The organism is Mycobacterium sp. E2327, from assembly GCF_001672675.1.
In the GTDB taxonomy this organism is placed as follows: domain Bacteria; phylum Actinomycetota; class Actinomycetes; order Mycobacteriales; family Mycobacteriaceae; genus Mycobacterium.
The window spans coordinates 24,938-38,801 of record NZ_LZKE01000207.1 but is presented as its reverse complement, the minus strand read 5'-3'; the positions used below and the strand labels follow the sequence as shown (position 1 = coordinate 38,801).

Annotated in this window: 14 protein-coding genes and 1 pseudogene; 11 read left to right on the top strand and 4 right to left on the bottom strand. The window is 69.1% G+C overall.

Features of this window, described 5'->3' with window-relative positions:
* Positions 1 to 508: pseudogene (locus A5712_RS23660) on the top strand (LLM class flavin-dependent oxidoreductase); the annotation flags it as partial.
* Here the strand turns inward: A5712_RS23660 and A5712_RS23655 are convergent.
* Positions 505 to 1,011, bottom strand: a complete 507-nt coding sequence (locus tag A5712_RS23655; protein ID WP_068110638.1) for a hypothetical protein — start codon at positions 1,009 to 1,011, stop codon at positions 505 to 507. The pseudogene A5712_RS23660 and the gene A5712_RS23655 sit on opposite strands and share 4 nt — an antisense overlap.
* A gap of 195 nt (positions 1,012 to 1,206) precedes the next feature.
* Here A5712_RS23655 and A5712_RS23650 point away from each other — a divergent pair, with 195 nt between their 5' ends.
* Positions 1,207 to 1,599: a hypothetical protein gene (locus A5712_RS23650; protein WP_156766740.1), complete on the top strand. Its 393-nt coding sequence runs from the start codon at positions 1,207 to 1,209 to the stop codon at positions 1,597 to 1,599.
* Positions 1,600 to 1,647: 48 nt separating this feature from the next.
* Here the strand turns inward: A5712_RS23650 and A5712_RS23645 are convergent, their stop codons facing one another.
* The gene (locus A5712_RS23645; RefSeq protein WP_068110630.1) at positions 1,648 to 2,115 is read right to left on the bottom strand and encodes an SRPBCC family protein; all 468 of its coding nucleotides are present in this window, start codon (positions 2,113 to 2,115) and stop codon (positions 1,648 to 1,650) included.
* Between the two features lie 128 nt (positions 2,116 to 2,243).
* On the opposite strand from A5712_RS23645, the gene A5712_RS23640 reads away from it, so the two are divergent.
* Positions 2,244 to 3,329: a serine hydrolase gene (locus A5712_RS23640; RefSeq protein WP_068110628.1), complete on the top strand. Its 1,086-nt coding sequence runs from the start codon at positions 2,244 to 2,246 to the stop codon at positions 3,327 to 3,329.
* Between the two features lie 7 nt (positions 3,330 to 3,336).
* Here the strand turns inward: A5712_RS23640 and A5712_RS23635 are convergent, their stop codons facing one another.
* Positions 3,337 to 4,911: an allophanate hydrolase gene (locus tag A5712_RS23635; protein WP_082973623.1), complete on the bottom strand. Its 1,575-nt coding sequence runs from the start codon at positions 4,909 to 4,911 to the stop codon at positions 3,337 to 3,339.
* Positions 4,901 to 6,307, bottom strand: a complete 1,407-nt coding sequence (locus A5712_RS23630) for a TIGR00366 family protein (protein WP_068110616.1) — start codon at positions 6,305 to 6,307, stop codon at positions 4,901 to 4,903. The genes A5712_RS23635 and A5712_RS23630 overlap by 11 nt, the downstream gene beginning before the upstream one ends.
* Before the next feature lie 259 nt (positions 6,308 to 6,566).
* On the opposite strand from A5712_RS23630, the gene A5712_RS23625 reads away from it, so the two are divergent.
* The 8 genes from A5712_RS23625 (at position 6,567) to A5712_RS23590 (ending at position 13,846) form a co-directional block, all read left to right on the top strand.
* A complete protein-coding gene (locus A5712_RS23625; RefSeq protein WP_068110613.1) occupies positions 6,567 to 7,304 on the top strand; it encodes an SDR family NAD(P)-dependent oxidoreductase in 738 nt (245 codons plus the stop codon).
* A 21-nt stretch (positions 7,305 to 7,325) separates the two neighbouring features.
* Positions 7,326 to 8,072 carry an SDR family oxidoreductase gene (locus tag A5712_RS23620; RefSeq protein WP_068110609.1) on the top strand — a complete coding sequence of 249 codons (747 nt, stop codon included), beginning with the start codon at positions 7,326 to 7,328 and terminating at the stop codon, positions 8,070 to 8,072.
* A gap of 37 nt (positions 8,073 to 8,109) precedes the next feature.
* The gene (locus tag A5712_RS23615; RefSeq protein WP_068110653.1) at positions 8,110 to 8,853 is read left to right on the top strand and encodes a DUF899 domain-containing protein; all 744 of its coding nucleotides are present in this window, start codon (positions 8,110 to 8,112) and stop codon (positions 8,851 to 8,853) included.
* A gap of 13 nt (positions 8,854 to 8,866) precedes the next feature.
* A complete protein-coding gene (locus A5712_RS23610) occupies positions 8,867 to 9,844 on the top strand; it encodes a sigma-70 family RNA polymerase sigma factor (RefSeq protein ID WP_068110606.1) in 978 nt (325 codons plus the stop codon).
* Positions 9,845 to 9,855: 11 nt separating this feature from the next.
* The gene (locus A5712_RS23605) at positions 9,856 to 10,431 is read left to right on the top strand and encodes a TIGR03086 family metal-binding protein (RefSeq protein ID WP_068110604.1); all 576 of its coding nucleotides are present in this window, start codon (positions 9,856 to 9,858) and stop codon (positions 10,429 to 10,431) included.
* A 94-nt stretch (positions 10,432 to 10,525) separates the two neighbouring features.
* A complete protein-coding gene (locus tag A5712_RS23600; protein WP_068110601.1) occupies positions 10,526 to 12,361 on the top strand; it encodes a fatty acyl-AMP ligase in 1,836 nt (611 codons plus the stop codon).
* Positions 12,362 to 12,377: 16 nt separating this feature from the next.
* The gene (locus A5712_RS23595; protein WP_068110599.1) at positions 12,378 to 13,052 is read left to right on the top strand and encodes a hypothetical protein; all 675 of its coding nucleotides are present in this window, start codon (positions 12,378 to 12,380) and stop codon (positions 13,050 to 13,052) included.
* Positions 13,053 to 13,084: 32 nt separating this feature from the next.
* Entirely contained in the window at positions 13,085 to 13,846 is a 762-nt protein-coding gene (locus tag A5712_RS23590) for a YqjF family protein (protein WP_068110650.1), read from the top strand.
* Positions 13,847 to 13,864: the final 18 nt, after the last annotated feature.

Here is a 13,864-nt window from a genome sequence, read left to right as displayed (position 1 = left end):
GCGCGCCGCGGCCTTCGGGACGCAGGTCGACCGCAAGGACTGGAGCCTGGTCGGCCCGATGCACATCGCCGAGACGGACGAGCAGGCCCGCGCCGACGTGAAATTCGGCATCGAGTCGTGGTTCAACTACTTCCAGAAGATCGCGGCCTTCCCGCAGATGACCATGCCGGGGGAGCAGCTTGACGAGATGATCGACATCATCAACGAGAGCGGGGCCGGGGTGATCGGCACGCCCGAGCGGGCGCGGGCCCAGGTGCAGCGGCTCTGGGACCAATCCGGCGGGTTCGGCTGCTTCCTGCAGATGGGCCACGAATGGGCCAATCCCGCCGCCACCAAGCGATCCGCCGAACTGTTCGCCGCCGAGGTGATCCCGCACTTCCAGGGTCAGGCGCAGCCGACGCTGGACGCCGCCGCGCGCGCCGGGCAGGTTCGCGAGGGCCTCGCGCAGTCTCAACTACAGGCCGTCGAGCATATGACCAAGAAGTACGAAAGCGAGAAAGGCGGCTAAGGGTTTTCCGTCGTCACCGGGTTGGGGGTTGCCGGGTTCGTTACACCCGGAAGTTGCCCCGGCCAGGGCGGCAGCCCGGTGTTGGGTTCGGACGTCGGCGCCACTTCCACCGGAACGCATTTTTTCGGGTGCAGCGCGTTTTTCCATGCGCCGGGCGGGTTCGGCGGGGCCGACAGCGAGCCGTCCGGACAGCGGAACGAACACGAACCCTCTAGGACGCCCAGCGGGGTAATCACCGAGGCGCTGAACAGGAAGATGTTGACGCCGCCCACGCCCTGCACGGCACCACCGCCGTACTCGCAGTGCCAGTGACTACCGTTCTCCTCCACTGGGAAGTCGCACCAGTAGTGATAGGCCCCCATTTCCATGCCCGATCCGCCCACACCGGGGTAGTCGCACAATCCGGGACCGGGCACGTTTCCGCCGATATCCGCTTGCGCCATGGGAACGCTCAGAACGAGCCACGCGGCGGCCGCTATTCCGAAAATAACGAATCGTTTCATTCGTTCACCTCTTCGAAGCAACCGAAGCGCATCGGCGCATCGTGGGCAATCACCCGGTCGGGCAAACGAACCACGACGCCCTTAGTATTTGGCCTCGGCTGTCTCGTTTAAACCTTTTCGGTGCCCAACAGATCTCATATGCGAGCGACAGCCCTTTCTCAGCGCACGGCTAATGACGGGGCGGATACATAAACGATGACAACCACACCCCCCGATCGGCGCCGGCGGCTGCGAATGGTGCGGCTGCTTTTGGCCGGGGCCGCGACCCTGGCGATGCTCGCGCTGTTCGATGCCGCGCCCCCCGACACCTCACACGCCGCGATCGCACCCGTGCGCCTGACCGACGTGGCCCTGTCGGCTCCCGCCGCCGGCCCCGTCGGGGGCTTCGCCGCCGACGATGACGATTGGGCCCAGCAGCAGGCCCAGCTGCAGCAACAGCAGCAGGCCCAGCTGCAGGACCAGCTTGCGCAGCAGCAGATGCAACAGTCGATGCAGCAGGCCGAGCAACAAAACGAAGCGGCCCAGCAGCAGTTCTTACAGGACATGCAGCAGGCGCAGACGACCGAGCAACAGGCCAACGACCCCTGAGATGCGGGCGTTACGCGCCCCGAAAGGCCTTGCGCACCAAGGTAATCGCTACGATCCGCCGGATGATTCGCGTTCGGCCGCCTTCACCAGCCGGCCCGAAAAAAACCGCACGGCGCCGCCGAGCGCCGCCCGCATCACCGGTCCCGTCCCGGGGACTCCCTCGACGAACGCGCCGGTCCAGCGAATGTCGGTGCCGCCCGCCGGATTCGGCGTGAACACCACCTCGCCCGAGTAGTCCTTGGCGGGGCTCGGCGGTCCGACCAGCTTGTAGGCGTGGCGGTGATCCTGCTCGTAGGCGACGGTTTCCTCCTGCACGAGCAAGGGCCACATGCCCACCTTGCGAATCGCTCCGATGCCGCCCGGCGCCGGATCGCCCTGGCGCGCCCAACTCGACTGAAGGACGACCGGCTTGGCCCACTTCGACCAGTTGGCGCCGTCGACCACCAGCCGGAACAATGTGGCCGCAGGCGCGCTGCTGGTCCGGTTGATCTCGAACGAGAACTTACGACCCGACATCCCGACTCCCTGAAGATCGCTGAGTGACCCGGATGGCACTGCCGCGTACCCTACCTCCGCCACCTCGAACACCACCTCGAAGCGTCGTTTCTCTGCGGGGCCTCGCGCCGAGCGCGATCATTCACGGTATGGCTCGGCGGTTCGCGTGTCTCGCGGTCTTGCTGTTGGTCGGCGCTTGCGGCGGCGCCCGCGGCCCCGGGCCCAGCACCACCTCGTCGGCGACCGATCACGCCGACGCGGCCGCTCGCAGCCAGACCGTGCTGGACGACGCGATCAAGGCCGGCGCGCCGGGATGCTCGGCCGCGGTCGGCCTCAAGGGACAGGTGGTGTGGACGGGCGTTCGCGGTGTCGCCGACATGTCGAGCGGCAAGGCCATCACCGCGCAGACGGTGTTCGACATCGCCTCGGTATCCAAGCAGTTCACCGCCACCGGGCTGCTCCTGCTCGTCGCCGAAGGCAAGCTGGCCCTCAACGACCCGTTGTCCCGCTACCTGCCGGAGCTGCCGACGTGGGCGGCCACCGTCACCCCGGCGCAGCTGATGCACCAGACCAGCGGAATCCCCGAGTACGTCGGGCTTCTCGAGGCACAGGGATATCAGATCGCCGACCGCACCACCGAGGACCAGGCCCTGCAGGCCCTGGCCGGCGTGCCCAAGCCGGAATTTCAGCCCGGCTCCCAATTCGAGTACTCCAACTCCAATTACCTGCTGCTCGGCGAGATCGTCCGCCGAGTCGCGCGGCAACCGCTGCCGCAGTTTCTCACCGAACGAATCTTCCGTCCGCTCGGGCTGGCCATGGTTCTGGACCCCACCGGCCCGATTCCCGACAAAGCCGTTCCATACGAGAACAGCAGCAGCGGTTACCGGCCGACCCAATCTGGTTGGGAGCAGGTCGGTGACGGCGGAATCCAAACGACGCCAAGCCAATTGGTCGAGTGGGCCGACAATTACCGAACCGGCCGGGTGGGCGGCCCCGCGCTCCTCGATGCGCAACTGGCCGGCGCGGTGCCGACCGAACCGGGTGGCGCCGATCGGTACGGGGCCGGCATCTATTTGATGGCCAACGGCACGCTCGATCACGACGGCGCATGGGGCGGGTTCGTCACGGCATTCCGCGTGAGCAAGGACCGAAACACGTCCCTGGCCATCACGTGCAACACCGACAAGCAGGACCCCGAAACCCTCGCCGACTCGTTGGCCAAACTGTGGATGTAGCTGCCGGTCAGCGCTTTTCGGTGAGTCCGGTGACCGTGCGGCCGTCGTCGAGTTCGACCGTTGTCAGCGTCGCGGGCGCGGGAAGGTCCGCCAGCAGCCGCCCCAGCCCGGCTTCCGAGACCCGGTACAGCTCGCCCCGCGACGGCGCCCCCGGTCCGGGCTTGACCCAACCGCCGTGGCGGGCGCCCAGGAGTTCGAGTCGCCGGCGCAGGGATTCAAACCCGAATAGCGCTACCTCGCGGCCACTTTCGACCAGCGGCGTGGGTGGCGCTCCGCTGAGGCGGGCGGCGATGTCGATGGCGATTTGGTCATGGAACGCGGGCACCACGATCATCACGCCGAACGGTCCACCGCCGGCCGTCGCCACACCGGGAACGGCGACCGCGGCCATGTCGAGCAGGTTGCAGAAATTGGTGTAGGTGCCCATGCGCCGGTTGATCGTGAACGGATCGGCTGCGACATCGGCCAACGCGGGGTGTTCGGTCGTCGTCGGGAGCAGCAGCGCATCGAACCCGCCGAGGAGGTCCGCGGCGGCGACCCGCGCGCGGGCCAGCGCGTCGGAGTCCGCGGCGAATGCGGCGCCGGTGATTTCGCGTCCCGCGGTGATGATCGCCGCGACCTGCGGGTCCGCGCCCGCGGGCGCGGTGTCGAGGAATTCGCCGACCGCGGCGTATCTTTCGGCGACAAACGCGCCGTCATACAGCAGCAGGGCCGCCTCCAGCAGAACCGAGACGTCGACCGGTTCGAGGCTCAGCCCCGCGTCGGAGGCGCGAACCACGCTGCGCTCGAACGCGTCTCGGTACCCGTCGCTGAGCGCGGTGAGGTTCGCGGGCGCCGGGACGGCCACCCGCGGTACGCCGGGTGCGGCCAGGCGGACGTCGGCCGGCCAGGTGCGGCTGCGGGCGTCGCGGGAGTCGGGTCCGGCCATCACTCTCGCCGCGGCCGCCGCCAGGGCGAGGTCCGCCGCGAGCACCGAGACGGCGTCGAAGCTCGGGCAGGCCGGAACGACCCCGTGGGTGGGGACGATGCCGAGCGTGGGTTTGATGCCGACGATCCCGTTGAGCGCGGCCGGGACCCGGACCGAACCCGCGGTGTCGGTGCCGATGCCGATGTCGGCGATGCCCAGCGCGACCGCTACGGCGGACCCGGAACTGGAGCCGCCGGCGACCAGGTGAGGATGACGCGAATTGCGCACGGTGCCATAGGGACTGCGGGTGCCGACCAACCCGGTGCCGAATTGGTCGAGGTTCGTCTTGCCGAGCACGACGGCCCCGGCGTCGCGGAGCCGCTCCACCGCGGCCGCCGTGCTCGCGGGCCGGTAGGCGAATTCGGGGCAACCGGCGGTGGTCGGCAGGCCCGCCACGTCGATGTTGTCCTTGACGGCGACCACCCGCCCCGCCAGCGGAAGGCTCTCTCCCGCGGCGAGCCGCCCTTCGACCGCGTCGGCGTCGGCCAGCACGTCGTCCGGTGCGCGCAGCGTGATCCAGATTTCCGGCCGGTCGACTTCGGCGATGCGCCGATACGCGGCGTCGACGCGCGCTGTGGGAGAGGCCTGCATCGAGGCGGGCGCGTCAGATGACATACGGGGCAATGAGGACCATGGCGCTGGCGACCGCGAAACCGACCAGGAAGGCGATCACCGTAAAACCCATCACCTGGCGAACATTGAGCTTCGCGATGGCGAGCACCGGCAGCAGCCAGAACGGCTGAATCATGTTCGCCACCCCCTCACCGACCGCGACCGACATCGAGGTCAGCCCGAGGTAGGCCGGCGAGTGCTGGCCGATGGCCAGCGCCGAGTCGACGGCGATGGGTCCCTGCACCGCCCAGTGGCCGCCGCCGGACGGCACGAACAACGAGATGATGACCGACCCGACGAACGTCAGGAACGGCAGGGTGTACTGGTCGGCGCCCCGCACCAGCGCCTCGGCCAGCACCGTCTGCAGCGCCTTGCCCGACCCGGTGGGCAGATAACCCAACAGCCCGACGATCCCGCCGTACAGCGGATACTGCAGCAGCAGCGGGCCGGACACCTTCGCCGCGCCCGAAAACGCCCGGATGAAGCGAATCGGCGTCCGGTGCAGCAGGGCGCTGGTGATGGTGAACAGCATGATCATCGACGAGATGTTCAGCGCGAAGCCGCTCAGCACGAAGTACGTGATGCCCGCGACGAACACGATGACGTTGAGGATCCACAGGTTTTCCAACCACTCGGCAAACGTCCGCTTGCCGTCGGGTGCGGGTGGCTCCGGCTCCTCGTCGAAGACCGCCGGATCGGGCTCGAGACCGTCTCGGGGCGCCATGCGCCAGATCGCGACGGCGAGCAGGGCGACCATGGTGATCACGGCGATCATGTTGTAGGGCTGAAAAACCGTCAGCGTCAACGGCACCGTGATCCCGGCGATCTTGTGGATCACGTTGATCGGGCTGGTCGTGTCGGTGTTGGCAAGCGCGATCGATGACGACAGGCCCTGCGTCCACACGATGTAGCCCATGAACCCGGTCGCGATCAGGTAGCCGAAATGCGCGCCCCGCAGGCGTTTTGCGACCTGGCGCGCCACCAGGGCGCCCGCCACCAAACCGAGTCCCCAGTTCAGCAGGGAGAAGACGGTGCTGACCCCGAAACACAGCAGCGCCCCTTGGACCTGATTCTTCGGCTTGCTCGCGAGCCGGATGATGGCGCGCTTGAGGGCGGGCGCCTCGGCCAGCGTGTAACCCGTCACCAGCACGAGCACCATCTGGAACGCGAAGGTGAAGATGTTCTGCGGTCCCCACACCCCGCCGTACCACGCCTTGAGGATGCCGGAGGCCGACGCACCTCGGACGAGCAGCGCCACCAGCGCCACGACGATGAGCGTCAGGATGACCGCGAACAGGTAGGGGTCGGGCATGACGCGCTCGACGTAGCGGACGCACACCTCGGTCAGCCGCTGGATCAACCCGCGTCGTTCCGGTGCCCGACGCTCTGTTGTGGTCATCTGTCGCCCCTATCTTCCCGTTCCCGAAATCCCCGCCCAAGGCAACCCCAATTTTGTTGCGGCCGGGTGAATTAAGCGGCACCCGACCGCGATGACAACCGAGGTTGCCAGTAGTCGCCGGCCCCCGCGCGGCACACGCGGAAATTGGCATCCGACTTTGCGATGAGTTTCGGTGACGGAACCTGTCTATACCTGTAGTTGCATCGACATCGCCCCCGCACCCCCCGTGCGGGGGCTTTTCGCTGGAGAGGGGCTTGTCATGGCTTTGGCAGAGGACACACTCGCGGACAAAACGGTCTTGGTCACCGGCGCCAACCGCGGCATCGGTCGGGCTTTCGTGCAGGAAGCCCTGCGCCGGGGGGCCGACCGGGTGTACGCGGGCACACGAGACGGTTCCTCGTTTCCCGACGAGCGGGTGGTCCCCGTCGCGCTCGACGTGACCGACGCGGCACAGATCCGCGCGGCCGCCGCCGCGGCGGAATCGCTTGACGTGCTGATCAACAACGCCGGCATCGCGCTCTACGACGACCTGAGCGATCCCGCGCTGCTCGAACGGCACCTGGCCGTGAACCTGTTCGGCACCCATGCGGTGACGCGGGCGTTCCTGCCGGCGCTGATTCGTTCCGGGGGAGCGGTGATCAACAACCTGTCGGTCAACGCGTTGGCGCCGCTGCCGATCATTCCGGCGTACTCGATCTCCAAGGCCGCCGCGCTGAACCTCACCCAGTCGCTGCGTGCCGTCCTGGCGCCCCAGGGCGTGCGGGTCTTCGCGGTTTTCACCGGCCCCGTCGACACCGATATGAGCCGCGAACTCGACATCCCGAAAGCCACCCCGCGGTCGGTGGCGGCGGCCGTCTTCGACGCGCTGCAGCGCGGCGAACAGGACATCTTCCCCGACCCGGTCTCCCAGTCCATCGCCGCGGGCTGGGACAGCACCCCGGCCAAGGAGCTGGAGCGTCAATACGCCCAGCTGCTTGCGACGGCAACGCCCGCATAACACCATCACCAGGAGGACGAGATGAACAACCTATCCGGCCAGACCGCACTCATCGTGGGCGCCAGCCGGGGCCTGGGCCGCGGCATCGCAACGGCCGCGGCCGAAGCCGGCGCCTCGGTGATCGCCGTGTCCCGCACCGCGACGATGTTTCCCCAGCCGACCGACGGCGCCGGCAGCATCGAAGCGGTGGTCGCCGACGCGGCCGAACCATCGGTGCCGGGCACCCTGCTGGATCGGTACGACCCGCAGGTTTTGGTGTTGGTGGCCGGGGCGAGCCCGCTGCCTCGCCCGCTGCAACACCACACCTGGGAGACGTTCTCGGCCAACTGGAACACCGACGTGCGCATCGCCTTCCACTGGCTGCGCGAGGCCCTGCTCAAGCCGCTGCGCCCCGGCAGCCGGGTGGTGGTTTTCAGCAGCGGTGCCGCCCTGGCGGGATCCCCGCTCAGCGGCGGGTACGCCGGCGCCAAGGCCACCCAGCGTTTCATCACGGGCTACGCCCAGGACGAGGCGAACCGCGCCGAACTCGGCATCAGCTTCACCGCCCTGATGCCCCGCATCACCCCGCTGACCGAACTCGGCCGCCCCGCCGTGCGGGCATACGCGGCCCGCGAGGGCCGATCCGAGGAGGAATACGTCAAGCAGCTCGGCGAACTGGTCAACCCCCAGGTGGCCGGCGCGGCCGTCGTCGAGCTGGCGCAGGCCGACACGGACGCCGTCGCCGCGGGCTACCTACTGACCGGCGCCGGCCTGCAGAAGATTGCCTGAAAGACCTTCCCCCACAACCGAAAGGCTGGAGATGAACATGCAAACGCCCCCGATCGTGTCGGCGCAGGAATGGGAGGCCGCGCGCCAGCGGCTGCTCGTCAAGGAGAAGGAGCTAGTCCGGGCCCGCGACGCGCTGGCGGCCCAGCGCCGCCGGATGCCGTGGCTCGAGGTGGACAAGCCCTACCAGTTCGACGGGCCCGACGGCACGGTGAGCCTGCTGGACCTGTTCGGCGGCCGGCGTCAGCTGGTCGTCTACCGGGCGTTCTTGGAGCCGGGGGTGGACGGCTGGCCCGACCACGCCTGCCGCGGCTGCTCCATGATCGCCGATCACATCGGCAACCTGGCGCATCTCAACGCCCGCAGCACCACCCTGGTGTTCGCCTCCCGCGCCGGCCAGGCCGACATCGAGCGGGTGAAGGACCGGATGGGGTGGCGGATGCCGTGGTACACCATCACCGACGACTTCGACCGCGACTTCGGGGTCGACGAGTGGCACGGCACCAACGCGTTCATCCGCGACGGCGAACGGGTGTTCCGCACCTACTTCATCAACAACCGCGGCGACGAGGCGCTGGGTACCACCTGGAGCTACCTGGACATGACCGCCCTTGGGCGCCAAGAGGATTGGGAGGACTCCCCGGAAGGCTACCCGCAGGGTCCCGCATATGCGTGGTGGAACTGGCACGACGCGTACGGCGATCAGCCGGCGCAATGGTGGGAGGACCCGGCGCCGGGCGAGCGGAATCCCAACGATCCCCGGCCGTCGCGCAGCGGGTCGTGAAAGGCTTTGGGCCATGTCGGACGTCAGCGTCGACGATTTCGCCCAAGTCGCCGAGCGGTACCGATCCGAGTTGCGGGCGTACTGCTATCGCATGCTCGGATCCGTCGACGAATGCGAGGATCTGGTTCAGGACACCTACCTTCGCGCGTGGCAGGCCTACGAGAAGTTCGAGGGCCGCTCGTCGGTGCGGCTGTGGCTGTACAAGATTGCGACGAACACCTACCTGAACGCGTTGCAAACGCGCAAGCGGCGTCCGCTGCCCTCCGGGCTGAGCGCCCCGGCCGACAGCCCGACGGCCGCGCTGGCCCCGGCGCAATCCGAGATCCCGTGGTTGCAACCCGCCCCCGACAGCCTGCTGTACGGCGCCACCGACGATCCCGCGGTGGTGGTGGCGGTGCGCAGCAGCGTCCGCTTGGCGTTCGTCGCTGCGCTGCAACACTTGTCGTCGTTGCAGCGCGCGGTCCTGGTGTTGCGCGACGTGTTGGGTTGGCAGGCCGGCGAAGTCGCCGAGATATTGGAGACCTCCACGCCGGCGGTGAACAGCGCGTTGCAACGCGCCCGGGCGCGACTGGCCGAGGCCGGCCCGACGCTCGACGAGCTTGGTGAGCCCGCCGAACCGGAACTGCGCGGCATCCTCGACCGCTACATGGCCGCCTTCGAACACGCCGACGTCGACCAACTGGCGGAGCTGCTGCGCGCGGACGTCGAGCTCGAAATGCCGCCCATCCCAACGTGGTTCACGGGGCAGGAAGCGGTGCGCGGATTCATTGCCCGGGTGGTGCTGCATACGCCGGACCAATGGCGGCTGGCCCACACCCGCGCCAACGGCGCCCCGGCGTTCGCCATGTACCGGCGGGCGGCGGACGGTTCCTTCCGGGCTCACGGCCTGGACGTGCTGTCGCTGGCCGGCGGCCGCATCTCCCGCATCGTCGCCTTCAACGACGCCACGCTGGTCGCCAAGTTCGGGTTGCCCGAGACGTTCCCGGGCTGAGGGCCCGGACCGTGTCCGACACCGACGAACTCCGCGTTCTGGCCGAGGCGACCCGGTACCTGTTGGGCAACCTCCTTTTGGTTCGCGAGGCCGACCTCTCGGCGCCGACGCCCTGCACGGACTGGGACCTGCGCCGGCTGCTGGGTCATGTGCGCAGCTCGCTGACGGATGTCGCCGACGTGCTGACGGCGCGCGACCCAGCCTCCGGGCGGGCGGCGGCCGATGGCGATCCCACCGATCCCGTCGCCGCGTTGCGGGTCGCCATCGTCGACTTGCTCCTCGTGTCGAACTCGGCACCCACCACGGGCCGGTCGTGCGAAATCTATGGCCGCTCGCTCCCCGCCAAAACCGTTGTCCACGTTGGGGCGATCGAGATGGTGTTGCACGCGTGGGACATCGCCCAGGCGTGCCGAACCGATCGCCCCATTCCGTCGGATGTCGCCTCGGCGCTGTTGTGCGTTTCGCCACCCCTGGCCGAGGCCGGACTGGCCGGCGGGGTGTTCGCCGCGCCGCTGACGTCGCCCGCGGCCGCCACCCCAAGCGACCAGCTACTCGCCCTGTTCGGCCGTCGAGCGAGCCGCCGATAAGCGCGGGTGAGGTTCGCCCGGCTGCGGCGCGGGCGCCCGCCGCGGGCCGACCCGGCAGCCCGGGGCCGCCCCGCCGGGCCCCTAGACTGCGCTCATGGATTGCGGTACCCGCCACGACGCCGCGGCTCCAAAAGGCCTGCTGCTGATCGAGGACTGCCTGGACGCCGACGGCGGCGTCGCGTTGCCGCCGGGCACCACCCTGATCTCTCTCATCGATCGCAACATCGCCAATGTCGGTGACGCCGTGGCGTATCGCTACCTGGACTACGCCCGCTCCGAGGGCCAGGTCTCGGAGGTGACCTGGACCCAACTGGGAGTCCGGCTGCGGGCCATCGCCGCGGAGGTGCAAGAGTTCGCCGCGGAGGGCGACCGGGTGGCGGTCCTGGCGCCGCAGGGCATCGACTACGTCGCCGGCTTCTACGCCGCGATCAAAGCGGGCGCCATCGCGGTCCCGCTGTTCGCACCCGAGCTGCCGGGTCACGCCGAACGGCTGCAGACCGCGCTTCGCGACTCCGAACCCGCCGCGGTCCTCACGACGGCGGCGGCCAAAGAGGCGGTCGAGCGCTTTCTGGAAAGCCTGCCGGACCTGCGCACGCCGGAGCTGATCGTCATCGATGCGGTCCCCGACTCGGCGGCGGAGCTGTTCGTCCCCGTCGCGCTGGACATCGACCGCGTGTCGCATCTGCAGTACACCTCGGGCGCGACGCGGCCGCCGGTCGGCGTGGAGATCACCCACCGCGCGGTCGGCACCAACCTGGTGCAGATGATCCTCTCGATCGACCTGCTGGACCGAAACACCCACGGCGTCAGCTGGTTACCGCTCTACCACGACATGGGCCTGTCGATGATCGGCTTTCCCGCCGTGTACGGCGGGCACTCGACCCTGATGGCGCCCACCGCCTTTGTCCGCAGGCCGCTGCGCTGGATCCATGCGCTGTCCGCCGGGTCGAAGCAGGGCCGGGTGGTGACCGCCGCGCCGAACTTCGCCTACGAGTGGACCGCGCAGCGGGGCCTGCCCGCGCCCGGTGACGACGTCGACCTGCGCAACGTGGTGATGATCATCGGTTCCGAACCGGTCAGCATCGATGCGATCCGCACGTTCAACAAGGCCTTCGCCCCGTATGGGTTGCCGCGCACCGCCTTCAAGCCCTCCTATGGCATCGCGGAGGCGACCCTGCTCATCGCCACCATCGACGCCGCCGCCGAGGCATCCGTCGTGTATCTCGACCGCGAGCAACTGAGCGCCGGTCACGCGGTGCGCGTCGACGCGGACGCGCCCAACGCCGTGGCGCAGGTGTCCTGCGGCCGGGTCGCCCGCAGCCTGTGGGCAGTGATCGTCGACCCCGACAGCGGATCCGAGCTGCCCGACGGTGAGGTCGGCGAGGTCTGGCTGCAGGGCGATAACGTCGGTCGCGGCTACTGGGGCCTGCCCGAGGAAACCCAGCTCGCCTTCGGCGCCAAGCTGCAGTCGCGCTTGGCCGAGGGCAGCCACGCCGAGGGCGCGGCGGCCGGGCGAACCTGGCTGCGGACCGGTGATCTGGCCGTCTACCTCGACGGCGAGATCTACGTGACGGGGCGCATCGCGGACCTGATCACTATCGCGGGGCGCAACCACTACCCGCAAGACATCGAGGCCACCGCCGCGGAAGCCTCGCCGATGGTGCGCCGCGGATACGTCGCCGCGTTCGCCGTCCCCGCGAACGGCGAAGAACGCCTCGTCGTGATCGCCGAACGCGCCGCCGGCACCAGCCGCGCCGATCCGCAACCGGCCATCGAGGCCATCGAGGACGCGGTCTCGCGCCGGCACGGTGTGGCGGTCGCCGATGTGCGCTTCCTGCCGGCCGGCGCCATCCCGCGCACCACCAGCGGGAAACTGGCCCGTCGGGCCTGCCGCGCCGAATATCTCAGCGGCACATTGGGCGTGCGTTAGATGGCATCCTGGCGGTGTGGGTTTGCTGATCCGCCTGGCGGAGCTGTTGATCGTGATCCTGCCGCTGACGGGCATGGTCATCGCCGCGGTGCGGGCGTTCGGCGCCAATAGGCGCCGCACCGAACAGCGCCCCCAACTCGATCGACCGGCCGAGACCGCGGGCCCGCCGACCGACCGCAGTGTGAATGGTCAAGCGGCGCAATGGCGTTCGCTGCGCCGCGTCATCGAGGAGCACGGCCGCACCGACGCCCGATGGCTGGAGTACGAACTCGACGTCGCCAAGCTTCTCGACTTCCCTTTGATGACCGACATGCGGGATCCGCTCACGGTCGCCTTCCACAAAGCCAAGCTGCGGGCGGACTTCCTGCGCCCCGTCAAGGCCGAAGACCTCCTCGACGACCGGGAGGCGGCGGCGCAGTACCAATCGGCGGTCGAGGACTACGTGACCGCGTTCAACGTCGCCGAGGCCGAGGCGATGCGCAAACGCCGCGGCGACTTCTCCCGGGAGGCCCAACAGCGGATCGCGCGCGCCCAGAGCCTGTTGCGGGTGGCGTCGGACCCCGCCGCCGCGCCGCAGGAACGCCAGCAGGCCTTCGACCGGGCCCGCAAAGAACTCGACGGCCTCCTGGTGTTGCCGTCCACGACCCAGGCCAGCATCGAGCGCGGGATCTCCGGTCAGTTGGAGGGATAGGCCGCAAACGCGGCCCGTGCAACGATGTGCGGATGGCCGCCATACCCGACCTGCCGGACGCGCAATCAGGCCTCGCGGGTTTCCCCGTCACCGCGCCGCCGCTTCCCGGCCCGGTCACGTTCGAGCAGCGCTGGGACGACCTGACCTTCCTCCATTGGCCGGTTCGGCCCGAGAGCGTCGAACGCTTCTACCCACCCGGCACCCGGCCGGACGTGTTCGCCGACGGGATGACCTACGTCGGGCTGATCCCGTTCATGTTGACCAGCACCAAGGTCGGCACCGCGTTCCCGGTGCCGTATTTCGGCGGCTTCGCGGAGACCAACGTCCGGCTGTATTCGATCGACGACGCCGGCCGGCACGGCGTTTTGTTCCGCTCGCTGGAAACGTCCCGGCTGGCCATCGTGCCGCTGATCCGGATGGCCCTCGGCGTGCCCTACGTCTGGTCGCGGATGCGGGTGACGCGCCGTGGTGAGCACATCGCGTACGACAGCGTGCGCCGCTGGCCGCGGCGGGGCCTGCGCAGCCGGCTGACGATCGTCGTCGGGGACGCGGCCGAGCCGACACCGATCGAGATCTGGCTTACCGCCCGCTGGGGGGCGCACACCCGCAAGGCCGGCCGGACCTGGTGGGTGCCAAACGAGCACGAACAGTGGCCGTTTCGCAGCGCGGAGATCGTCGAGCTCAGCGACGACCTGCTCGGCGCCAGCGCGGTGCGCCCCGCCGGCGAGCGCCTGCGCCCACTCTTTTCGCCCGGTGTGCGGACCCGGTTCGGTCGCCCGGTCGTCGTCGGCTGACCCCGCGGTCAGGGGTAG

Coding starts and splice junctions, on each gene's coding strand:
- A5712_RS23610 (WP_068110606.1), top strand. CDS start 8,867: ATGTCGGACGTCAGCGTCGACGATTTCGCCCAAGTCGCCGAGCGGTAC.
- A5712_RS23635 (WP_082973623.1), bottom strand. CDS start 4,911: ATGTCATCTGACGCGCCCGCCTCGATGCAGGCCTCTCCCACAGCGCGC.
- A5712_RS23615 (WP_068110653.1), top strand. CDS start 8,110: ATGCAAACGCCCCCGATCGTGTCGGCGCAGGAATGGGAGGCCGCGCGC.
- A5712_RS23600 (WP_068110601.1), top strand. CDS start 10,526: ATGGATTGCGGTACCCGCCACGACGCCGCGGCTCCAAAAGGCCTGCTG.
- A5712_RS23630 (WP_068110616.1), bottom strand. CDS start 6,307: ATGACCACAACAGAGCGTCGGGCACCGGAACGACGCGGGTTGATCCAG.
- A5712_RS23655 (WP_068110638.1), bottom strand. CDS start 1,011: ATGAAACGATTCGTTATTTTCGGAATAGCGGCCGCCGCGTGGCTCGTT.
- A5712_RS23590 (WP_068110650.1), top strand. CDS start 13,085: ATGGCCGCCATACCCGACCTGCCGGACGCGCAATCAGGCCTCGCGGGT.
- A5712_RS23625 (WP_068110613.1), top strand. CDS start 6,567: ATGGCTTTGGCAGAGGACACACTCGCGGACAAAACGGTCTTGGTCACC.
- A5712_RS23650 (WP_156766740.1), top strand. CDS start 1,207: ATGACAACCACACCCCCCGATCGGCGCCGGCGGCTGCGAATGGTGCGG.
- A5712_RS23645 (WP_068110630.1), bottom strand. CDS start 2,115: ATGTCGGGTCGTAAGTTCTCGTTCGAGATCAACCGGACCAGCAGCGCG.
- A5712_RS23620 (WP_068110609.1), top strand. CDS start 7,326: ATGAACAACCTATCCGGCCAGACCGCACTCATCGTGGGCGCCAGCCGG.
- A5712_RS23640 (WP_068110628.1), top strand. CDS start 2,244: ATGGCTCGGCGGTTCGCGTGTCTCGCGGTCTTGCTGTTGGTCGGCGCT.